The 20,335-nt window shown below is 68.4% G+C and carries 24 protein-coding genes; 13 read left to right on the top strand and 11 right to left on the bottom strand.

Annotated elements, in window-relative coordinates:
- Positions 1–78 precede the first annotated feature (78 nt).
- Positions 79–564 (bottom strand): ATP-binding protein, encoded by a 486-nt coding sequence (locus NDAS_RS20965; protein WP_126625102.1) that lies wholly within the window; start codon positions 562–564, stop codon positions 79–81.
- 333 nt (positions 565–897) lie between these two features.
- Here NDAS_RS20965 and NDAS_RS20960 point away from each other — a divergent pair, with 333 nt between their 5' ends.
- Positions 898–1,764 (top strand): helix-turn-helix domain-containing protein, encoded by an 867-nt coding sequence (locus NDAS_RS20960; RefSeq protein ID WP_013155241.1) that lies wholly within the window; start codon positions 898–900, stop codon positions 1,762–1,764.
- The gene (locus NDAS_RS20955) at positions 1,761–2,114 is read left to right on the top strand and encodes a DUF397 domain-containing protein (RefSeq protein WP_013155240.1); all 354 of its coding nucleotides are present in this window, start codon (positions 1,761–1,763) and stop codon (positions 2,112–2,114) included. The genes NDAS_RS20960 and NDAS_RS20955 overlap by 4 nt, the downstream gene beginning before the upstream one ends.
- Before the next feature lie 888 nt (positions 2,115–3,002).
- Here the strand turns inward: NDAS_RS20955 and NDAS_RS29730 are convergent.
- The 3 genes from NDAS_RS29730 to NDAS_RS28200 all read right to left on the bottom strand — a co-directional run bounded on the left by NDAS_RS29730 (position 3,003) and on the right by NDAS_RS28200 (position 5,582).
- Positions 3,003–3,200 carry a winged helix-turn-helix domain-containing protein gene (locus NDAS_RS29730; protein ID WP_394295607.1) on the bottom strand — a complete coding sequence of 66 codons (198 nt, stop codon included), beginning with the start codon at positions 3,198–3,200 and terminating at the stop codon, positions 3,003–3,005.
- Positions 3,201–3,619: 419 nt separating this feature from the next.
- A complete protein-coding gene (locus tag NDAS_RS28205) occupies positions 3,620–4,294 on the bottom strand; it encodes a GIY-YIG nuclease family protein (RefSeq protein WP_126625008.1) in 675 nt (224 codons plus the stop codon).
- Positions 4,295–4,418: 124 nt separating this feature from the next.
- On the bottom strand, positions 4,419–5,582 hold the full coding sequence (locus tag NDAS_RS28200) for a DNA cytosine methyltransferase (RefSeq protein ID WP_013155238.1): 1,164 nt from the start codon (positions 5,580–5,582) through the stop codon (positions 4,419–4,421).
- A gap of 72 nt (positions 5,583–5,654) precedes the next feature.
- Here NDAS_RS28200 and NDAS_RS28195 point away from each other — a divergent pair, with 72 nt between their 5' ends.
- Positions 5,655–6,080 (top strand): very short patch repair endonuclease, encoded by a 426-nt coding sequence (locus tag NDAS_RS28195; RefSeq protein WP_081461765.1) that lies wholly within the window; start codon positions 5,655–5,657, stop codon positions 6,078–6,080.
- A gap of 223 nt (positions 6,081–6,303) precedes the next feature.
- Here NDAS_RS28195 and NDAS_RS28190 read toward each other — a convergent pair whose 3' ends face one another.
- Positions 6,304–6,582: a hypothetical protein gene (locus NDAS_RS28190; RefSeq protein ID WP_232051594.1), complete on the bottom strand. Its 279-nt coding sequence runs from the start codon at positions 6,580–6,582 to the stop codon at positions 6,304–6,306.
- 187 nt (positions 6,583–6,769) lie between these two features.
- On the opposite strand from NDAS_RS28190, the gene NDAS_RS20935 reads away from it, so the two are divergent.
- Positions 6,770–7,048: a DUF1540 domain-containing protein gene (locus tag NDAS_RS20935; protein ID WP_232051593.1), complete on the top strand. Its 279-nt coding sequence runs from the start codon at positions 6,770–6,772 to the stop codon at positions 7,046–7,048.
- A gap of 260 nt (positions 7,049–7,308) precedes the next feature.
- Here NDAS_RS20935 and NDAS_RS20930 read toward each other — a convergent pair whose 3' ends face one another.
- On the bottom strand, positions 7,309–8,343 hold the full coding sequence (locus tag NDAS_RS20930; RefSeq protein ID WP_013155234.1) for a nitronate monooxygenase: 1,035 nt from the start codon (positions 8,341–8,343) through the stop codon (positions 7,309–7,311).
- A gap of 391 nt (positions 8,344–8,734) precedes the next feature.
- Positions 8,735–9,988 (bottom strand): MFS transporter, encoded by a 1,254-nt coding sequence (locus NDAS_RS20925; RefSeq protein WP_013155233.1) that lies wholly within the window; start codon positions 9,986–9,988, stop codon positions 8,735–8,737.
- 524 nt (positions 9,989–10,512) lie between these two features.
- Here NDAS_RS20925 and NDAS_RS20920 point away from each other — a divergent pair.
- The 4 genes from NDAS_RS20920 to NDAS_RS20905 all read left to right on the top strand — a co-directional run bounded on the left by NDAS_RS20920 (position 10,513) and on the right by NDAS_RS20905 (position 13,309).
- Positions 10,513–11,175, top strand: a complete 663-nt coding sequence (locus NDAS_RS20920; protein ID WP_013155232.1) for a hypothetical protein — start codon at positions 10,513–10,515, stop codon at positions 11,173–11,175.
- Positions 11,176–11,185: 10 nt separating this feature from the next.
- Positions 11,186–11,623, top strand: coding sequence for a phage holin family protein (locus tag NDAS_RS20915; RefSeq protein WP_013155231.1), 438 nt, complete (start codon positions 11,186–11,188; stop codon positions 11,621–11,623).
- Positions 11,599–12,171, top strand: coding sequence for a DUF3618 domain-containing protein (locus NDAS_RS20910; protein WP_013155230.1), 573 nt, complete (start codon positions 11,599–11,601; stop codon positions 12,169–12,171). Before NDAS_RS20915 ends, NDAS_RS20910 begins: the two co-directional genes overlap by 25 nt.
- Positions 12,172–12,316: 145 nt before the next feature.
- Positions 12,317–13,309, top strand: coding sequence for a YihY/virulence factor BrkB family protein (locus NDAS_RS20905; protein WP_013155229.1), 993 nt, complete (start codon positions 12,317–12,319; stop codon positions 13,307–13,309).
- 63 nt (positions 13,310–13,372) lie between these two features.
- Here NDAS_RS20905 and NDAS_RS20900 read toward each other — a convergent pair whose 3' ends face one another.
- Entirely contained in the window at positions 13,373–14,260 is an 888-nt protein-coding gene (locus NDAS_RS20900; protein WP_126625007.1) for a LysR family transcriptional regulator, read from the bottom strand.
- A gap of 332 nt (positions 14,261–14,592) precedes the next feature.
- On the opposite strand from NDAS_RS20900, the gene NDAS_RS20895 reads away from it, so the two are divergent.
- Positions 14,593–15,357: an SDR family NAD(P)-dependent oxidoreductase gene (locus NDAS_RS20895; RefSeq protein WP_013155227.1), complete on the top strand. Its 765-nt coding sequence runs from the start codon at positions 14,593–14,595 to the stop codon at positions 15,355–15,357.
- A 310-nt stretch (positions 15,358–15,667) separates the two neighbouring features.
- Here the strand turns inward: NDAS_RS20895 and NDAS_RS28185 are convergent, their stop codons facing one another.
- From NDAS_RS28185 to pfkB, 3 genes are all read right to left on the bottom strand, one after another.
- Positions 15,668–15,847, bottom strand: coding sequence for a hypothetical protein (locus tag NDAS_RS28185; protein WP_061080696.1), 180 nt, complete (start codon positions 15,845–15,847; stop codon positions 15,668–15,670).
- 120 nt (positions 15,848–15,967) lie between these two features.
- Positions 15,968–16,237, bottom strand: coding sequence for an HPr family phosphocarrier protein (locus tag NDAS_RS20890; protein WP_013155226.1), 270 nt, complete (start codon positions 16,235–16,237; stop codon positions 15,968–15,970).
- Positions 16,238–16,289: 52 nt separating this feature from the next.
- Complete coding sequence (pfkB, locus tag NDAS_RS20885) at positions 16,290–17,231, bottom strand: 1-phosphofructokinase (protein WP_013155225.1); 942 nt, start codon at positions 17,229–17,231, stop codon at positions 16,290–16,292.
- A gap of 331 nt (positions 17,232–17,562) precedes the next feature.
- Here pfkB and NDAS_RS20880 point away from each other — a divergent pair, with 331 nt between their 5' ends.
- The 4 genes from NDAS_RS20880 to NDAS_RS20865 all read left to right on the top strand — a co-directional run bounded on the left by NDAS_RS20880 (position 17,563) and on the right by NDAS_RS20865 (position 20,324).
- Positions 17,563–18,324, top strand: coding sequence for a DeoR/GlpR family DNA-binding transcription regulator (locus NDAS_RS20880; RefSeq protein WP_013155224.1), 762 nt, complete (start codon positions 17,563–17,565; stop codon positions 18,322–18,324).
- A 152-nt stretch (positions 18,325–18,476) separates the two neighbouring features.
- Positions 18,477–19,583: a PTS mannitol transporter subunit IICB gene (gene mtlA, locus NDAS_RS20875; protein ID WP_013155223.1), complete on the top strand. Its 1,107-nt coding sequence runs from the start codon at positions 18,477–18,479 to the stop codon at positions 19,581–19,583.
- Positions 19,583–19,891, top strand: coding sequence for a PTS sugar transporter subunit IIB (locus NDAS_RS20870; RefSeq protein ID WP_013155222.1), 309 nt, complete (start codon positions 19,583–19,585; stop codon positions 19,889–19,891). Before mtlA ends, NDAS_RS20870 begins: the two co-directional genes overlap by 1 nt.
- The gene (locus NDAS_RS20865) at positions 19,881–20,324 is read left to right on the top strand and encodes a PTS sugar transporter subunit IIA (RefSeq protein ID WP_013155221.1); all 444 of its coding nucleotides are present in this window, start codon (positions 19,881–19,883) and stop codon (positions 20,322–20,324) included. Before NDAS_RS20870 ends, NDAS_RS20865 begins: the two co-directional genes overlap by 11 nt.
- The last annotated feature ends 11 nt before the right edge of the window (positions 20,325–20,335 follow it).

Below are 20,335 nucleotides of genomic sequence, written 5' to 3'. Positions count from 1 at the left end.
CCTTGCTTCCTGTTGCTTTGGGACGGGTGTCCTGGGTCCCGGCGAGGCTGTGTCTCCTGCTCCGGTGGCGGTGTTTTCTCAGACCGCGACGGTGTCGTCGTGGTCAGAGACGGGCGCGTAGGGGTTGATGTGCGCCCATACCGTCAGGGGTGTTCCGAGCTCGCCAGTCCAGCCCCACCGCACAGACAGGCGGTCCACCAGGCGCAGACCTCGTCCACCGACGCGAAAGTCGTCGCTGTGCGGTGACAGGCGGGGCAGGCATGCGGGCCGTTCCGGTCGCGGGCCGTCGTCGGTGACCGCCAGGTGGATGAGACGGGCGGGAAGATGCCGCATCTGGATCTTCACCCGGCCACCGGGAGCTCCGGATGCGGTGTGCAGCCAGGCGTTGGTCACCAGCTCACTGACCACGAGCACTAGGGGAAAGGCCAGGTGGGCCTGCACCCGCGCACCTCGCTGGCACCAGCTGCGGATCTGCGCCGCCTGGGTCACCTCGGACCCGAAGAACGCCGTGCGAACCCCGGTCCCAATGCCCGCTCCACACCGACGTGGCAGCTCGCCCCCCATCGCGCCCATCGCCCGCCTCGGACGCGGAATGTTGTACCCACGACCCTCAGCCGAGGGCCAACCCAGGGGTGAGCCGTTCGAACTCCTCATACCTGTACCTCCTCAGAGACGAAGTCCAGAGCAGGGTCGTCCCCGCTCCAGCGCCCATGACCACCCACACGGAGACCACTGCACCGAAAGTGATGATCCGAGTACACCGTGCACTCCCTCGATGATGCTCTACAGGAAATTTCCTGGCAACTGTTTCCAGGAAATATCTTCAGATGAGGCTCGTGGATACCCATGAGCGGGATACTGGTTGAACACGCACACCACTGAGGGAGGATCCACCCCATGCCGCAGGAGCAGCACGGCCCGATCGCCAGCCGCCTTCTCCTCGGCAAGGCCCTACAGCAACTGCGAAACGAAGTCGGCATGAGTGGGGCCGAGGTCGCCAAGGAGATGGGCTTCGGAGCCGCCAAGCTCTCCAAGATCGAGCGCGGTCAGGCCCCCATCACCAAAGCCGACCTCCACCTGTTCTTCGAGGTGCTCAAGGTCAGCGAGGACGTGCGCCCCACCCTGCTCGAACTCGGAGCACAGTCCCGCAGGCCACGGCGCAACCGCACCAACACCTTCGAACAGGAGCTACCGGGCAAGAACTTCGAGAGGTACTTGGGACTCGAAGAGATCGCGGTCGGCATCAAGGACTGGCACCCGTATCTGATCCCCGGTCTTCTACAGACCCCCGAGTACGCCCACGCCCTGATCTCCGCGAACCCGCTACTCCTACCCGACCAAGTGAAGCACCTGGTCCAACTCCGCATGGAACGACAGCGCGCCCTGCGTCGGGAGAGCGAACCCCTGCACCTGTGGTCGATAGTGGAGGAGTACGCGCTCCGCCGCGTCATCGGGGACAGACAGACACGCGACGACCAGCTGCGCCACCTGCTCACGATGGGCCAGAAGCCGAACATCAACGTCCAGGTCATCCCCGAATCGGCGGGCGCCCACGCGGGACTGGACGGAGCCTTCGCCATCCTCGACGCCGGGGTCCACCTGCCACCCGTGGTCTACATCGACAGCCGAGGAATGAACACCTACGTCGAGGGCGTCACCGACCTGGCGGCCTACAAGGCAACCTACGACCAGATCCAGTCCGCCGCGCTCTCCCCGGTACAGTCGGCCTCAATGATCACGGCGGTTCTGGAGGAGTCACGATGAAATGGACGAAGTCGAGCTACAGCAGCACCGGGGCGACTTGTGTCCAGGTCCGTTCGTTGCGAGGCGGCGTGATCGAGATCGGGGACACCAAGAACCTCACCGGGCCCACGCTCACCGTTCCTCACGCCGACTGGGAGTACTTCCTCGACCAGATCGCGACAGGAGGAACCATCTTCAGACGCCTGCGCGCCGTGTTCCTCCCCGACGGCGGCTTCACCCTCACCGACACCGCCATCCCCAACTCCCCCACCCTGACCTACACCAAGGCCGAATGGGACGCCTTCCACGCGGGCGCCCTGGCCGGTGAACTGAAGGGCGAGCACCTACGCGGCGTCATTATCTCCGCATAAACAGCACTGATCGAAGATGGATCAGCAACTCTCACCTTACCTGGGGAATGTCTGTCTCAGCTCTTATAGTCCTAATCCTGGCCTCGCTGCTCGGTTGGCTGCGCTCTGTAGTAGATGTTCCAGAGTCTCGGACAAGGTGAGGACATGATTATCCTTGTAACTGGGCGATCTGGCTGTAGCGGATCTGGCCCTGCTCGAACAGGGTGGCGGCGGTTATCCGGCAGTGCTGTTTGTCGGTGAGCTCCCGAAACTGTTGCTGGCAGAAGTCCTACCCCCCTGAAACAGATAATCAAATCTCCATGAGAGTGTGAAACCCGGCGACGACGTCCACGACGTTTTTCTCCAGCTACTGAGTTTTTCGTTGGTTGTGTGGGATTGGAGAATGAATCTCCAGTCCCACGTGGATCAAGAAGGACCAAAGGAGCCGATCGTCTTCGCAGACCTGATTGATGTCTCGCTCGGCTGCGTCGGGTCATCAGCGAGATTTTCCAACTCCCATGCCTTGATGGGCCACCACAGCGTCTCCACGAGATTGAGCTCGGGGGCATAGGCAGGCAGCCGCTCCAGGATGAGCCGATCCTGCACCTTCGCTCAGGCGCGCATGGGCCGGATCCATTACAGATCAACACCACCTTGTCGCCTTCTCAGAAGGGTTTGAACTGTTCGAACGCATCGGTGTCATAGCTGCCCGGAAGCAGATCAAAGCACAAGCAGGCCCCACGCCCAGGGCGGCGGGTTGGTAGCCCAGGGCGGTGGCCATCTATGCCCGTTTCTAGCTCAGCCGGGGTGGGCCAAGGTAAGGGTGCGGTCGCGGGGGACGTAGGTACGGTGCACCTGGGACACCAGTGAGACACCTATTCGTCGGCAAAGACGATCGGTACCCATTTTTCACGGCCCACTTTTGATGAGCGGCAACTCGTGGGCCACCCACCGCGCGATTTCGGTCTCATCGCGCTCCACAGCCTTGCGCTGAGGCCGTTTCAGGCTCCAGTCCAACGGCACGGTCAGCAACCGCCACACCGTTGAGAAGGACAGTTTCACCTCACTCGCACGCTCGACCACGTGCCAACACGCTCCAGGGTCCATAAATCGGAGGCGAAGACGTGGGCTTAGGTGTTCTCTTCCAGGGCAGTGTGTACCTGTTCGGCCTGTTTTTCGGTCAGTTTGGGTGGCGGGTCGGCACCACAGCGCCGCAGTTTCTTCCTGTTCCCACGGGTGTTTCCAGCGTCGCACCCTGTCTGAGCACACGCCGAGCATGCGGGCGATCTCGGTATGAGAGTGGTGGCCCCGGTCGAAGAGTTCAGACGCGCGTAGGCATCGGGCCTCGGCCAACTGAGGGTGGGTCAGCGAGGGGACGGCTTCCTCAGTGGCAGGGGGCTCAGCGGTGAAGGGTATGCCCGGATACCCGCACGACCAAGACCCTCACGCGCGCAGAACTAACGAAAAACTCAGTAGCTGCCTGCATGATCTTGCGCAGGCGAGTACGTACCTTGTGTTAGGACCTCTTAGTCTTCTAAGTCTTCGTCTTCCATGGGAGGTTCGGGATGTTCGGCGAGAACGGATCCTACGAGCTCATCTGAGTTGATTGTCGATGCATCTGGCTGGGGCCTTCCTTCAGCGTAAGCAAGTCTTTCTGCCGAAATATATGTGAGGCGGATAGCTTGAATTACGAGTACGCGACGAAGGCCGTCTGACACTTCTCCGCGTTCTCTAATCACGTCGGCCAAGCGAGAGATGGTTTCAGCCCGTCTAGAAATCCGGATGTCAGCGTGCCCTTGGTTGACGCGTGTATCATTGTCTACAAGTTCAACACGCAGGGATTCAGGGAGGCTGATTAGATTAGATTTTGGGGGGATTTTCTCATTCAAAATTGCTTTGAATTTTGACGAGTTAATAGCTTTTATGTATGCAGAATATTCCGTGGCATCCAGAAGTTTTCCTGCTTCTTCTTTGCTCAGGTCTCCATTCTTTAGCTTATTTGGTATTTCCCATAGCGGCCAAAGCTCAATTTCTGCTACTTCGAGTACGTCCAAAACTCGCATAGCTACGGCGTCGGTGCGTTGATTTGTTAGATGTCTTCGTACGCGAGATGATAGCTTTTCATTCGTTTGCCCCACATAGATCGGTTCGCCGTCATAATCATAAAAAGCATAAACGCCCCATTTGGATTCGCCCCACATTCGTCCCTGGGTGTCGGTGCGACGTAGGGCCTCCTTTAGCCTGGTTCGAAAATCGCGAACGTCTGGAGCGGGGAGATCACTTTTACTCGGTGCTCCAGTCTTGTTGGGGCGGGTTCCGCTGCCTCTACTGGCCAAGAGGGATCTCCATCATCTCGGGCTCGGTAAAATTTTCTTCTCGAAGGAGAGGCAAAAGATATTTCTCGCTTAGCCACTGCACGACAGGTGCGGCGACAGCGTCGCCGAAGCCGAACAATGCCTTATTGGCTCGGATCCCGTCAAGCTTATACTCGCCTGCTCCCATCAAGCGGGCATATTCTCGAGGGGTCATCCACCTGACATGAAGCGATGAGTTATCGACCCTTAGAACAGCTTGCTTGGAAGAGCCACCGCGTGCAGTTCGCAAGCACCCCGATACGTCATCAGGGCGAACCTCCCATACGGGGATTCCCTTACGAGTTCGCCTATATGCTGTTCGGTACTTAACGCCCGGTGAGGAATGCATCTGCATCACGCGCTGGTATTGTGTGGGTGATAGCGAGGACATGAATGCCTCTGTTCGTTCTTCATCCCACCATCGCTCGTCATTCAAGGGCATCTCTTCGACGCACATCCCAAAACCGGACGTTAGGAGTGCCGGAGGTTCAGGAAGATGTGCCCTATGCGTTGTGAGTGTTGGATCCCCAAAGACTGGCTGAAGAAAGTCGGGGCGTAGTGTGGAATCTGTCTGAGGGCGGCCATTTGGAGGGTTTTGGGCGGCTACAAGAAAAAGACGCGGTCGTGACTGTGGAATGAAGCGGCGCGCGTCGATCACTAGGACGTCGACTGAGTAACCGAGCTCATTGAATGCCTTTACTGCGGCAGCTAGATCTTCGCCTGCATGTGAAGTCGCTAGTCCAACAACATTTTCAAGGACGGCGATAGGAGGGCGTGATTCATTGAAATCTTTAAGGATTCTAATGAATTCCCAGAAGGTTCCTGACTCTGCCCCTGCCAGGCCGGCCCTGGCTCCTGCGAGTGACAGGTCTGTGCAAGGTGATGAAGCCCATGCCACGGATGCGCCAGCCGGGAGCTGGTCAGCGTAGACTTTCCGAATATCGCGGAGCACATATGTGTGGTCGCTGGATGTCCCAAAGTGACCTTCGTACATGTTCTTCTTGCTCGTCTCGTAATCGTTGGACCACGAGACCCTGAGACCCGCTGCTTCGAGTCCGATTCTGGCCAAGCCGATCCCCGCGAAGAACTCGAGGACCTGGGGCTGTTGGTTGGGAGGCGGTGAAGGCGTGAACATGCGGTAACACTACCAAATCTTACGTTGCGGTTGGTGTATCGAATCGGTTGGAAGTGGCCTATATTGGGTGACATGTCTGAGCCTAAATCGTGGGCCTCGTCACCAGAGGTTCGGCGCGCCATGCGAAGCAACCGCAGTCGCGACACTAAACCTGAGATCGCTGTGCGGCAAGAGTTGCACAGACGAGGTATGCGTTACCGTGTCGATTTTCGCCCCTTTGAGGGTGACCGTCGCACAGTGGATGTCGCTTTTACTCGAGCCCGGGTTGCCGTTCTCATAGATGGTTGTTTCTGGCATGGGTGTCCTGAGCACTACCGTGCACCGGCTTCGAATGTTTCTTACTGGCATAACAAAGTTCGACGTAATTCTGAACGCGACGTCAGGACGACGAATGACCTAACTTCGGAAGGATGGGTTGTCTTGCGTTTCTGGGAACATGAGGATCCAGTTTGGATAGCAGATCAAGTTGAGTCTTCGATACAGTTACTTGGTCGTTGAAACCTTAGACAAAATAGATCCTTGCCGTGCTGAAGGCGCTGAACGGCCTGAGTAAAGATGTTCTTGAAGTGCCTCCTAGGAGGAGATGTGCCTAGTGAGAAGGTATCCGTCTCGGGAAGCCGACACACCGAGAACGCTAGTTTTTCTCGATCATACGTGCCACCTCTGACAGGATGTCCGCGGCTCCAGGCGTGGCCAGGAGCCGAGGATCTCGGTCAGGTGATCAGGTCGCGAGCGGCACGCTGTAGTAGTCCATCCGGAACGAGGTCGCGCCCAGCGTGGGCACGCGGCCGTCCTCCCACGCCGGAAGGTTCTCCAGGACTGGGGCCGTCTTCAGGTAGTCCTCGGGCTCCTGGCCCTGGGTGTTGACGAACAGCAGCGTGTTGTCGCCGAAGTCCGAGGCGCGCTCGGTGGTCACCTCCGGACCAGCCATCGGCCGCACGCCCCACCCGTCGGCGACCTCGGCCCGCTGAGCGAAGAAACCGTCGTCCTCGGTTAGCACGCTTGGGACGATGGCGGTGGAGAAGTCGGATGGGCCCACGGAACCGTGCTCCGGGTCGCCTCCGCGCCAAGCCTTCGTCAACACTCCGTCTTGCTCGCGGTGACACGAGGCGGTGTCCTGGAAGCCGGACGTCCCGTCTGGCAGCCTCGAACGCGCCGTCGATGCTCTGGGGGGAAACGCGATGGACATGCCCGTGGTGAATTCGTGCCAGGTGGACGCCTGCGCCTACAACACCGACCACTCCTGCCACGCACTGGCCATCACCGTGGGGAACTCCTCCCACGCCCAGTGCGACACCTTCTTCGGTGCCGATGACCGGGGTGGCGACCCCGTCGCCACGGGCCAGGTCGGCGCCTGCAAGATGTCGAACTGCGCGCACAACGTCCAGTTGGAGTGCCAGGCCCCGGCCATCTCCGTCGGGTACGTGCACCAGCAGGCCGACTGCCTCACCTACGCGCCCGCCTGACGAGGGTCGGGCGACGCGGGCGAAAGCCCCGCGCGGGCGGAGGTCCGTGCGAGGGAGGTCGCGCGCCCGCCTGAACGGCGCCGCGCACCGGCTCACTCCGCGGCCCCGGGCGCCACGCCCGGGGCCGGTTCCGTGTTCGGGTCCACCGTTCGGGCCGTCGTTGCGAACCTCAGACCCTCCGGCCAGCCTCCGCAACCCTCGAAGCCCCGCGATCCCCGGGCCTTCCGGCCAGCCCCCGCGCCCCTCGAACCCCTCGTCCCTCAGACCTTCCGGCCCGCCTCCGCGGCCTCGCGGCGCAACCGCTCCACGACCAGCGCCGCGGGATCGTCGCTGGCCGCCCGGAACCCCTCTCCCGCCCACAGCGCCATGCCGCCGGGGTCTCCGGCCCGGGCGGCGGCCGCGCGCAGCGGCTTCGTCATGTGGTGGATCTCGGGGTAGGCGAAGGGCCTCCGCGGGTGCTCGGCGATGAACCTGTTGGCCAGGCCCCGCGCCGGACGGCCGGTGAAAGCCCACGTCACGGCCGTCCCGGTGTACGCGGGATCGGCCAGCGCGGCCTTGTGGACCGGGTTGGCGCCGCTCTCGGGACAGCGCAGGAACGCCGTGCCCAGCTGCACAGCGGCGGCACCCGCGTCCAGGGCCCCGGCCACGTCGGCCCCGGTCATGATCCCCCCGGCGGCGATCACCGGTACCTCCACCGCGCCGACCACGTCCGCCAGCAGCTCCCGCAGCGGCAGACCTCCGTTCCCGACCGGGTCGAACGCGCCGCGGTGGCCCCCGGCCTCCGTACCCTGCGCGCACACCCCGTCGGCTCCGCGGGCCACGGCCTCGCGCGCCTCCCCGACCGTGGTCACGGTGACCACCGTGGCACTGCCCGCCGCGCGCAGCCGCTCCAACACGGCGGCCTCCGGGCAGCCGAAGGTGAAGCTCACCACCGGCACGGCCGCCCGCGCCAGCAGGTCGATCTTGGCCGCCCACGCGTCGTCGTCGTGCACCGGGGCGCCGACCGGCGTCCCGTACCGCTCGGCCTCGGACTCCAGGTCGCAACGGTAGGACGCCGCCACGTCGGGGTCGGAGGGCGGGCCCGGCACGAACACGTTCACCCCGAACGCGCCGACCCCGGCGTCGCGCACCGCCCCGAGCTGGTCGGCGAGGACCTCGGGGGCCAGGTACCCGGCGGCGAGGAAACCCGTTCCGCCCGCTCCCGCCACGGCCGCCACCAGCGCGGGCGTGGCGGCCCCGCCCGCCATGGGCGCCTGTACGATCGGGCGCTCCCGCAGCAGCTCCGCCAAGCTCATGGTCCCTCTCCTCGTCCTCGGCCGGTCCGGCGAAGGCGCGGCGGAGTCCCCGCCCCGACGGCTCCGTGCGGGGTCCGGCTCCCCCGTGGAACCCGCGAGCGGAGCGCTGCGCGGACCACGCCTCCCATGTCCAGGGAATGCTACCGACGCACGTTTTCCGGGGTTCGACCGCACCCGCCCCGAAATGCGATATCGCGGTTCAGCCGACTCTTTCTGTGACATGGGGCACGAGAATTCCCTGGGGTGCGCCAAAGGAAGAGGGACTTTCCCGGTTCCCCTCCACTGGGAAAGGCGGGAGAACGGCGCCTCCGCCACCCGGACAGCGCGTCCGCCGCCTGCCCTTTCCGTCCGCTGTCCGCCCCTCCCGTCCACCGGCCGCCTTTCCCGACCGTTATCCGCCCGTCCCGTCCAGTTCCGGTTCGTCCGGGGACCCCTCGCTCTCGTCCGAGCCCTCGACCAACCGCGTCGACTCCGGGAACCGCCGGGACAGCAGAACGGTCGCCAGCGCCGCGGCCACCCCGAACCCGACCACCGCCGTCACCGTCCAGGCCAGCCCGAACAACTCCCACAACCACCCGAACGCCAGCACGGTCAGCATCCTCGCCGCGTTGCCCACCATCCCCAGCATCGCGGACATGGTGTTGCGGTTGGCGTCGGAGAACATCGTCTGCTGCCACACGTGCGACAGCACCACGGCCAGCCCCAGCAGGAACTCCGCCGCCACCAGCCCCGCCACCAGCGGCACGGCCCCGTGCGCCGCCAGCCCCAGGGGCAGGCCCGAGGCGGCCGCGAAGACGGGCCCCCACACGTGCGGCCGACCGCGCCCCACGAACCGCGAGCACGCCGAACCCGCAGCCATGGCCGCCATCATCAGCAGCAGCACCAGGCCGTTGAGCCGCACGTCCGCGCCGTGCTCGGCCGCGAGCAACGGCTGCCAGGAGAGCACGAGGGCGGTCAGCCCCGACACCGACGCCGCCGACAGGGCCACCAGCGGCGCGAAACGCCTGCTCGCCACCAGTACGGCCGACTCCCGGACGATCGCGGTGAGCGGGCGCCCCGGCTGGCCGGGGGAGTGGGGGAAGCACACCGGAGCCAGCGCCGCCAGTGCCACCAGCACCACACCGCTCACCAGCACCAGGGCGTCCGCGGACAGCCAGGTGCCCGCCACCATCACCGAGGCGGCCCCCAGCACCGCGCCGCTGTTGCCCGCCACCTGGACGAACCGCACCGTCCGCGCGATCCGCGCGGGGCGGTCGCGGTCGCCGATCCGGTTGACCACGAGCGCGACCAGAGTCCCGGACTGGAGGTGGAAGCCGACCGCCCACAGGTACATGGACGCGAGCGTCAGCGCGAGCCCGTCCGCGTACCCCGTCAGCACGAAGCCCGTGCCCCACACGGCGAACCCCACCGTCAGCAGCCTGCGGTGGCCGTAGCGGTCGCCGAGCGCACCGCTGGGCGCCTCCACCACCAGGGCCACCAGGTTCGTGGAACCGAGCATCAGTCCCAGCAGCCACGGGTCCGCCCCGCGTTCCAGGAGGATGGTGACGAAAACCGCGCCGAAAAGGAAATCGGCCGAAGCGCCGAGAAGGGCGAACGAGGTGTAGCGCAGGAACAATGACGATTCGGCGGTTCTCTCCACGGGCATGGTTGTTTTCCTGGTCGAGGGACGTCGCGGCTCCGACCAGCCCCTGATGGCGGTGGCATTAGCGGTTCCGGAGGGAAATTCCGCCCAAGCTAGCACGCGGGTTCCGGTGCGGCCACGGCTTTTCCCGGACCCCGCGCGACGCGGTGGCCGACCGGTTCACCCCCACCCCGCGACAGCGCCGCGGCCGACCGGCTTGCCCGAGCCCGGCGACGGCGCGCGACGCCGCACCCCACCGGTTCTTCCGGGCCCCGCGAGGACACGGCGATCACCCGGTTCTCCCCACGGCCCCCGGGGACACGGCGACCGGTCTCCGCGCGAGGTGTTCCGCGAGGGCCGGTCCGCGCCCCCGCCACCGGGGGCGGTGACCGGAGGACGACGACACGGTCGTCCGGGTGCCCTCCGCGCACCCGGGCCGGGGTGCGACGACCCGTGTGAAGTGCGGCGTTCCGGTGTGCATGACCGGGTGGAGCCGGGGTAGTCGCGGTGCCAACCGAGCAACAGGCCGACTCCAAGGAGGCTTGGCGATGCACTCACACGAGGGAAGAGACGGGCCCGGGGGCACGGGCGGCCGCCTGACCGACACCGCCCGCGGGGCGGCGGGCGAGGTCGCCTCCACCGCGGGGGATCAGGTGCGCTCCCTGGCCGACGAGGCCCGGACCGAGGCCCGGCACGTCGCCGACGACGTCCAGACCCGTCTGCGCGAGGAAGTCCACGAACAGACCCGGCGCACGTCGCAGAACCTGCGCCAGTGGTCCGAGGAGCTGTCGTCCATGGCGGACAGCGGGGAGCAGGGCTCCCCGGTGAGCGGTGCCGTGCGCCAGATCGCCCACAGCGGCCGCGGAGCCGCCGACTTCCTGGACGAACGCGGCATGGAGGGCCTGGTGGAGGAGGCCAGGAGCTTCGCGCGACGCAGGCCCGTCGCCTTCCTGGCCGGTGCGGCCATCGCCGGATTCGCGCTCGGACGCGTCCTCAAGGCCTCGTCCGACATCTCCGCGGGCCGGGAAGGGGTCGGCGACAGCCGCCCCGAGGCGCTCCCCGCCGGTGAGCGGGTCCGTCCGCCCGCACCGCGTCTGAGCGAGAGCGACCAGGACGAGGGGGTCGCGTCCTCCCGTCCGCCCGTCACGCCCCGGCCGGAGGACATCGGTCCGCCACCGCCCGATCCGGGGCCGCGTGGACGCACGTTCTGAGGGGGCTGACATGGCGACCATTCCCGGAGCACGGCGGGAGACCGGCGGGGAACGGCGGGAGCCGGGCGAGGAGGAGCAGTCCTTCTCCGAACTCCTCGGCGCGGTGACCGGAGACCTGCAGAAGCTGTTCCGTCAGGAACTCGCGCTGGCCAAGGCCGAGATGCGCGAGGAGGCGGCCAAGACCGGCAAGGCCGCTGGCCTGCTGAGCGGAGCCGCGGTGGCCGGGTACCTGGCCCTGCTGCTGCTCAGCCTCGCGGCCATGTTCGGACTGGCGGAACTGATCGGCCTGGGCTGGGCCGCGCTGGTCGTCGCGGTGGTGTGGGCGATCGTCGGCGCGGTCCTGGCCGTCATGGGCCGCAACCGCATGCGCGAGGTCTCTCCGAAACCGGAACGCACCATCGAGACCCTCAAGGAGGACGCGCAATGGGCGAAACACCCGACCAGATAAGACAGGACATCGAGCGGACCCGCTCGGAGCTGACCCACGACACCGACCGTCTGGTGGACCACGCCAACCCGCGCAACGTCGTGCACCGGCGTACCCGCAGGGTCCGGCACGGGACACGGGACCTGAAGGACCGGATCATGGGTTCCGCCCCCTCGACCGGTGAGGCGGCCGAGGGGATCCGGCACACCACCGGCCAGGCGGTCGGCATGGCGAGGTCGCTGCCGGAGCGGGCCGTGCACCAGACCCAGGGCAACCCCATCGCCGCGGGGCTGATCGCCTTCGGGGCCGGTCTCCTGGCCGCCTCCGTCCTCTCCGAGAGCCGTGCGGAACAGCGCGCGGCCCGGCGGGTGGGTGAGCACGCCGACGCGATCGAGCCGGCACGCCAGGCGGTCGCGGAGTCGGCCGCCCACGTGAAGGAGCAGGCGGTGGAGTCCGCGCGGACCGCCGGGGAGCACCTCAAGGGCAGCGCCTCGGAGGCCGCGCAGGCCACGGGCGAGCAGGCCCGTCACGAGGCGAAGACCGCCAAGGACGAGATGCGCGGTTCCTGAGTTCCACCCCGGCCCGGGGGAACGCCTCCGGGCCGGGCGCCCGTGGACGGGTGTCCGCAACGGCGCGGGCGAGGGGCCGGGAGGCCCCTCGCCCCGCATCCTCCGGGGCCCGGCCCCCGGGACCGGCGAGGGAAGGAGCGGGAAGATGGTGGGAGGCGACTCCTCGGACGCCTACGACGGCCGTTCCTCCCCGGAGGAGGCCGAGAAACCGACCGACATGTCGGCGTCGTCGTGGTGGGCGTCGCTGCGCCGGACCGTCGGCGAGTTCAAGGAGGACGCGCTGGCCGACCTCGCCGCCGGGCTCACCTACTACGCGATCCTGTCGCTCTTCCCGGCGCTGCTCGTGCTGGTGTCACTGCTCGGCCTCGCCGGGCCCTCCGCGACACAGACCCTGACCGACAACATCTCCGCCACCATGCCCGCCGACGCCGCGCGGCTGGTGACGACGGCCATCGAGAACCTCCAGGGCAACCAGACGGCCGCGGGCGTGTTCGGCCTGGTCAGCCTGGCGATCGCCCTGTGGTCGGCCTCCGGCTACATCGCGGCCTTCATGCGCGCCTCCAACGTCGTCTACGACGTGCCCGAGGGACGCCCCATCTGGAAGACGCTGCCGATCCGCGTCGGCGTCACCCTGCTGATGGTCGTCCTGCTGTCCCTGACGGTGGTCGGCGTCGCCCTCACCGGCAGCGCCGCGGCCTGGGTCGGGCAGCTGCTGGGCCTGGGCTCGACCGTGGTGACGGTGTGGAACATCGCGAAGTGGCCGGTGCTGCTGCTCATCGTGGTGTTCATGATCGCGCTCCTGTACTGGGCCTCGCCCAACGCCAGACGCGGGTTCCGCTGGGTCAGTCCGGGGAGCGTGCTGGCGGTCGTGCTCTGGCTGCTCGCCTCGGCCGCCTTCGCCTTCTACGTGGCCAACTTCGCGTCCTACGGCAGGACCTACGGGACCATGGCGACGGTGGTCGTCTTCCTGGTGTGGTTGTGGATCACCAACATCGCGATCCTGCTCGGCGAGGAGTTCAACGCCGAGATCGAACGCGGACGCGCCATCTCCGGCGGCCGGCCGGTGGACGAGGAGCCCTACGTGGACATGCGCGACGTGCCCAAGAAGAAGCACCGGGCCCACCGCCAGCAGGAGTGAGGGGCAGGGCCGCGGACCACGGGCGTCCCGTGCGTCGCACCCGCAACGGGTCCGGCCCGCTCCTCAGCCCAGGGCGTCGGCGAGGGCGGCGGCCAGGACCGGCACGCTCGGGTGCCGGTCCCCGCGCGGCCACACCAGGCCGAGGGACGACTCCGGCAGGCCGTTGACCGGGACGAGGACGAGTCCGTCCCGGTCGGCGTGGTCCGCGACGTCCCCGCTCAGCAGCATGGCCCCCCTCCCGGCCGCGATCTGGGAGAACCCCTCCCGCAGGGTGTCCACACCGGTCTCGTGGCGGATGGTCCTGCCCAGGGGGGTGACGGTGGGGGCGTGGACCCGCAGCCAGTGGTCGGGGGTCCGCCGGACCGGGATGAGCGAGACCCGGGCCATGTCCTCGATCCCGACGCCCGTCCGCGCGGCGAGGGGGTGGTCGGCGGGCAGCGCGAGCCGCTGCGGCTGCCGGGAGAAGACCGCGCCCACGACCAGGTCGAGTTCGCGCACCGGCAGCAGGACGACGGCGGCGTCGACCTCGCCCTCGCGCAGCGGACCGAACGGGTCCGAGTGGGCCGTCTCCACGATCCGCACCCGCGTGCCGGGCTCGCGCTCCTCGAAGGCGCGCACCGCCTCGGCCACCGGGCCGTGCACCTTCCCCCGGAACCCGAGGCGGACCGTGGACGGCCCGCCGTGGGCGCGGTCGCGCGCGCCGTCCACCACCGCGGCCAGGTTCTGGTAGGCGGGCCGCAGGGCGTCGAGGAACTCCTCGCCGAACGGGGTGAGGCACGGGCGCGGGCCCGTGCGGTCCAGGAGAGGGGCGCCGATCCGGTCCTCCAGGGCGCGCAGCAGCAGGTCCACGGTCTCCGCGGGTACGCCCAACCGCACCGCGGCGTGTCCGGGGTGCGGTTCCTCGGCCAGGACGAGGAAGCACTCCAGCTCCCGGATCTCGATACCCCGCAACTGGACGGTCCCCCTCGCCTTCGCCGACATGGCCCGTGCCGCCCCCGACACGCGTCGGGTCGGCGAGCACCCCTCATGGAAGCACGGGACGCGTACCGCCCGGTTGACCGGCTCTCGTATGGCGGAAGGCGCGGCGGACAGCGGGCCCCGCCGGGTCCGGTCCGCTCGCGGGCGGCGCCCCCAGGTCCGCGCGTGGACGACGGCGCCCCCTCGGCCCGGGGCGCCGCGACCGCCGCCGGGACCCGGGAGACCGGACGGGTCCCTCCTCCGGGCGGGCCGGGCACGGTCACCGGATACGCTCGGCGCGACAGCGACTTCCGGGAGGAACCACCATGTCAGCGACCGCCGTCGTCACCGGAGCCAGCAGCGGGATCGGGGCCGCCACCGCGCGCGGCCTGGCCGAGGAGGGCTATGACGTGGTCCTGGTCGCCCGCCGCGCCGACCGGGTCGAGGCGCTGGCGAAGGAACTGGCCGAGGAGGGCCGCAGCGCCCGCGCCCACGCCCTCGACGTCACCGACAGGGCCGCCGTCGAAGCCTTCGCCGACTCCCTGGCCTCGTGCGAGGTCCTGGTCAACAACGCGGGCGGCGCGATCGGAACCGAGACCGTCGCCGAGGGCGACCCCGCCGACTGGCGCGCCATGTACGAGGTCAACGTCATCGGTGTGCTCAACATGACCCAGGCCCTGCTGCCCAAGCTGATCGCCAGCGGGGACGGCACCGTGCTGGTCGTCTCCTCCACGGCGGGGCACGTGGCCTACGAGGGCGGCGGCGGGTACGTGGCCGCCAAGCACGGCGCGCACAGCCTCGCCGCCACGCTGCGACTGGAGCTGTGCGGCGAACCGGTGCGCGTGCTGGAGATCGCGCCGGGCATGGTCAGGACCGAGGAGTTCGCCCTCAACCGGATGCGCGGTGACTCCGGGGCCGCCGACGCCGTCTACGCCGGTGTGCCCGACCCGCTGAGCGCCGAGGACGTCGCCGACACCATCGTGTGGGCGGTCACGCGGCCCCCGCACGTGAACATCGACCTGCTCGTGGTGCGACCGCGCGCGCAGGCCGCCCAGCACAAGGTCCACCGCGTGCGGCGGGGGGAGTCCTAAGGAACACTGCCCAGCGGGCCGGCCGGAACCGTCACCGGTGTGGCACGGGGGTTTTCCGACCCGAATCCCAGCGGGGGCGGGCGGGGTGGCCGCCGAGTTCGACGGCCGCTCCGTCAGTCCCCGGCCGGGCCGCCACGGCCGAGGCCCCGGCAGGCTCCGTGTCGCGGCGACCGCCCGGTTCCACGCGGCCCAGACGCGCCACGGGTACGAGGGGCGTCCCGGGGGAGGGGCCCGGCGAACCCTCCCCGTGGTCACGGCACCGGCCCGGGAGGCGGGTGCGGGCCGCGGTCGCCGTCGGACCCGGCGGGGCTCAGGCCTGCGCGCCGCCGGACGCGCACTCGGCGCAGTCGCAGTAGTTCGTCGTGGACATGGACCGGCAACGGGTGCAGATCTGCCGCTTCGCTCCGGGGGGATCGTGCTTCCAGTCGTGCTGCCCCCGCCTGCAGATCCCCGAGGGGCCGATGACGGTGTCGTCACGTGAGGTGTCCATGGCAGCAAGGTAGCCCCGGCCGACCCCGAAGACCAGGGCCGGGCGGGACCGCGCCCCGGAGGGGCCGCCCCCGCGCGGGGGCGGCCCGTGTCCGGGCGGGGGTCGCGCGGAGCCCGTGGATCAGGCGTCCAGTTCCCGGGACAGCATCTCCACGAGCTCGTCCAGGACCTTGTCCGCGTTCTCCTGCTCCTCGCAGGACAGGGTGACCGTCTCGCCGTGCTTGACGCCCAGCGCCATCACGGCGAGCACGCTGCGGGCGTCCACGGGGTCCTGGCCCTCGCGGGCGATCTTGACGGGCAGGCCGGTGCCGTTGACGGCCTGGACGAACAGGCTGGCGGGGCGGGCGTGCAGGCCGAGCTGGGAGGCGATGGCCACGGTGCGCTGGGGCATGTCAGTCCTAGGAGAAGTCGTCGGGAGATCGTCGGTTGGGCGGGGGCCCGGGTCAGAGCGTGTCGACCGGCCACTGCGGGTCGGGGTCGGCCACCGCGGTGATCGCGTCGGCGGCCACGTCGTCGGGGGAGGGGACGGTGGTTCCGGGCAGGGAGACCGCGGCGGTCCCCCACGCCACGGCGTGCCGCAGCCGGTCCTCGGGGGAGCCTTCCGCGCCCAGGAACCCGGCCAGGGCGCAGTCGCCCGCGCCCACCGTGCTGCGCGTGCGGACCCGGGGCCCGCGCGCCCACCAGGTGTGCTCGGGGTCCACGAGTATCGCACCGTGGCCCCCCAGTGTCACCAGGGCGGAGCCGTTGCCCCACCCCAGGACCTCGCGGGCGGCCTCGGTGACCGCGCCCACGGTGGTCAGTTCCCGGCCGATCAGCTCGGCCAGCTCCTCCTGGTTGGGCTTGAGCAGGGCCACCGACCCCGCGCGGGCCGCGGCCTCCAGGGGTTTGCCGGAGGTGTCCAGGGCCAGCGGGACCCCGTAGGAGGCGGCCAGTTCGGCGACGCGCACGTACAGGTCGTCGGGGGTGCCGGAGGGGAGGCTGCCGCTGGCCACCACCCACGCCGGCCCCCGGTCCAGCTCGCTCTCCAGGGCGGAGAGCAGGGCGTCGGTCTCCTCGGGGGAGAGCACGGGACCGGGTGCGTTGAGCTTGGTGGTGGTGCCGTCGTCCTCGGTGACGGCGATGTTGCCCCTGGTCTCGCCCTCGATGGGGACGGCGACGCAGGGCAGGTCCCCGAGCAGGGTGGTCAGCTCGGCGCCTCCGCCGCCGCCCACGGGCAGTACCGCCCGTGTGGGCACGCCGGCGCGGCGCAGCGCGCGGGAGACGTTGACGCCCTTGCCGCCCGCCTGCGCGCGGGTGGAGCCCACGCGCAGGACCTCACCGCGGGTCAGGTGACTGACCTCCAGGGTGTGGTCCACGCTCGGGTTGGGGGTGAGGGTCAGGATCATGGGTGCTCTTTTCGAGGTGGCTGCGCCCGGCCCGGTCCGGATGTGGGACTACCTTTGATTATGTGTGTTTGCCTGCGTGTGTCAATGCTGTTGTGCCCTGGTTTCCGGTTTTGGCCACTGTCGGTCACGGGCGGGTGGAGCTCGTGTCACCGGTGTCCCGGTGCGCGGGCGCAGTCGGAGCGAGGGGAAACACTCCTGGTGGGTTCGGGCGGACCGTAGGGGCTTCGCGACGAGCAGTGTTGCTGGGATATTGGTTCAAGGTACCTCTTGTGTGTCCCAGGCAACACCATTAAACTCACAGAAAACCACACCGAAACACAGGTGATCCAACATGTACGCGGAAGAGCGCCAGAAGGCGATCCTCGAACGCGCCCGGCGGGACGGCCGGGTCGACGTGACGGGACTCGCCGCGGAGTTCGACGTCACGTACGAGAACATCAGGCGCGACCTCACGGCACTCGAACGCCACGGGGTCCTGCGCAGGGTCCACGGTGGCGCGATCCCCGTCGAGCGGCTGGGCTTCGAGCCCGCCCTCAATGTGCGCGACTCCGTCATGACGCAGGAGAAGGAGCGCATCGCCAAGGCGGCTCTCGCCGAACTCCCGGAGGAGGGCGCCATCCTGCTCGACGCCGGGTCCACCACCGGACGCCTCGCCGAGCAGTTGCCCGCCGACCGCGAACTCACCGTCGTCACCAACTCCCTGTCCATCGCCCTCACGCTCGCCCCGCGTACCCACATCAACCTCATGCTGCTCGGCGGGCGCCTGCGCACCCGCACCCAGGCCACCGTCGACGCCTGGGCGCTGCGCTCCCTCGCCGAGTCCTACGTCGACGTCGCCTTCATGGCGGCGAACGGGATCTCCACCGAACGCGGGCTCACCACACCCGATCCCGCGGAGGCGGAGGTCAAGCGGACCATGATCGCCTCGGCCCGCCGCTGCGTCCTGCTCGCCGACCACACCAAGGTCGGCAACGACCACTTCGCCCGTTTCGCGGCGGTCGAGGACCTCGATCTGGTCATCACCGACACCGGTCTCGCCAGCGGTCTCGCCGACGAACTGGAGGCCGCCGGACCCCGAGTCCAGGTGGTCTGACCAGGGCGGGACACCGAGCGGGGCGGTTCCACCGTCCGGGACCGCCCCGCCCCGGAACACCCCGCGCCCACCCACACCAACACCGACACCCACTGCCCCTCCCCACCTCACCGGCGGGCGATCCGCCCGCCGCACCTCCCAGGAGGTCCCCCATGACCACACAGCAGAGCACGGACAGACTCGCCTCGGTGCGCTCCGGAGTACAGCGCTTCGGAGGGTTCCTGTCGAGCATGGTGATGCCCAACATCGGCGCGTTCATCGCCTGGGGCCTGATCACCGCCCTGTTCATCCCCGACGGGTGGTGGCCCAACGAGCAGATGGCCGGGCTCGTCGACCCGATGATCAAGTACCTGCTGCCGCTGCTGATCGCCTACACCGGCGGCGCGCTGGTGCACGACAGGCGCGGCGGCGTGGTCGGCGCGGCCGCGACCATGGGCGTGATCGTCTCCGCGGACATCCCCATGTTCCTGGGCGCGATGTTCATGGGTCCGTTCGCGGCCTACCTCATGAAGCACTTCGACCGGGTCGTCCAGCCGCGCATCAAGGCCGGCTTCGAGATGCTGGTCAACAACTTCAGCGCCGGCATCCTCGCCGCGATCCTGGCCGCCCTGGGCGTCTACGCGGTCGGACCGGTCGTGGAGGGCATCGCCACCGGCCTGGGCAAGGGCGTGCAGTTCCTCATCGACCTGAGCCTGCTGCCGCTGGTCTCGGTCATCGTCGAGCCCGCCAAGGTGCTGTTCCTCAACAACGCCATCAACCACGGCGTCTTCACCCCGCTGGGCACGGCCCGCGCGGTCGCCGACGGCAGGGCCATCGAGTTCCTCATCGAGTCGAACCCCGGACCGGGCCTGGGCATCCTGCTGGCCCTGATGTTCTTCGGCTCCAAGGTCAGCCGCGCCACCGCGCCCGGCGCGGCCGTCATCCACTTCTTCGGCGGGATCCACGAGATCTACTTCCCGTACATCCTCGCCCAGCCGAAGCTGATCCTCGCCGCGATCGGCGGCGGTATGTCCGGCGTCGCGACCTTCATGATCATGGACGCCGGGCTCGTCTCCGCCGCCTCCCCCGGCAGCATCATCGCGATCATGGCGGTCACCCCGCAGGGAGGCCACCTGTCGGTCCTGGCCGGGGTCGTCGCCGCCACCATCGTCTCCTTCGTCATCGCCTCGCTCCTGCTCGGCTTCGGCCGGTCCGAGCGCAAGGCCGAGCGCGAGGAGAAGGCCAAGCAGGAAGCCGCTCAGAACCAGGAGAACAGCTGATGAGCACTATCGAGGGCTCCGACATCAAGAAGGTCGTCGTCGCCTGCGACGCGGGCATGGGCAGCAGCGTCCTGCTCACCTCGCAGCTGAGCAAGACCCTGTCCCCGTACGGCGTGTCCGTCGAGCACTCCCCGGTCGACCGGATCCCCGAGGGCGCCGACGTGGTCCTGTGCCACACCGGGCTCGTCGACCGGGCCCGGACCCGGGTGCCCGGCACCGTCGTCATCAGCTTCCAGATGTTCCTGGGAGACCCGGCGTTCACCCGCCTGGAGCAGGCTGTGAAGAACGGGAGCACCCTTGCCGAATGATCTGGCGCTGACCGAGGACGCCGTCCGGCTGGGCCGCGAGGCCGCCGACCGGGCCGACGCCATCGACCAGTGCGGTGCCCTGCTCGTCGAACTGGGCGCCGTCGAACCCGGCTACGTGCCCGCCATGCACGAGCGGGAGGCCTCCATCCCCACCTTCGTCGGCGAGGGCGTGGCCATCCCGCACGGCACGGACGCCTCGCGGGCCCTGGTCAAGCGCACCGCGCTGGCCGTGGTCCAGTTCCCCGGCGGGGTCGACTGGGGCGGTCCCACCGTCCACGTGGCCATCGGCATCGCCGCCTCCGGGGACGAGCACCTGGGTGTGCTGTCCTCGCTGGCGGGGATCCTCACCGACCCGGAGAAGGCGGCGCGCCTGCGCTCCGCCAGTACCACGTCCGACGTCCTCGAACTGCTCGGCCCCCTACAGGACGGCTGAGCCCAACCGAA

It is taken from the genome of Nocardiopsis dassonvillei subsp. dassonvillei DSM 43111 (genome assembly GCF_000092985.1).
In the GTDB taxonomy this organism is placed as follows: domain Bacteria; phylum Actinomycetota; class Actinomycetes; order Streptosporangiales; family Streptosporangiaceae; genus Nocardiopsis; species Nocardiopsis dassonvillei.
This window is presented reverse-complemented; position numbering and strand designations above follow the sequence as displayed.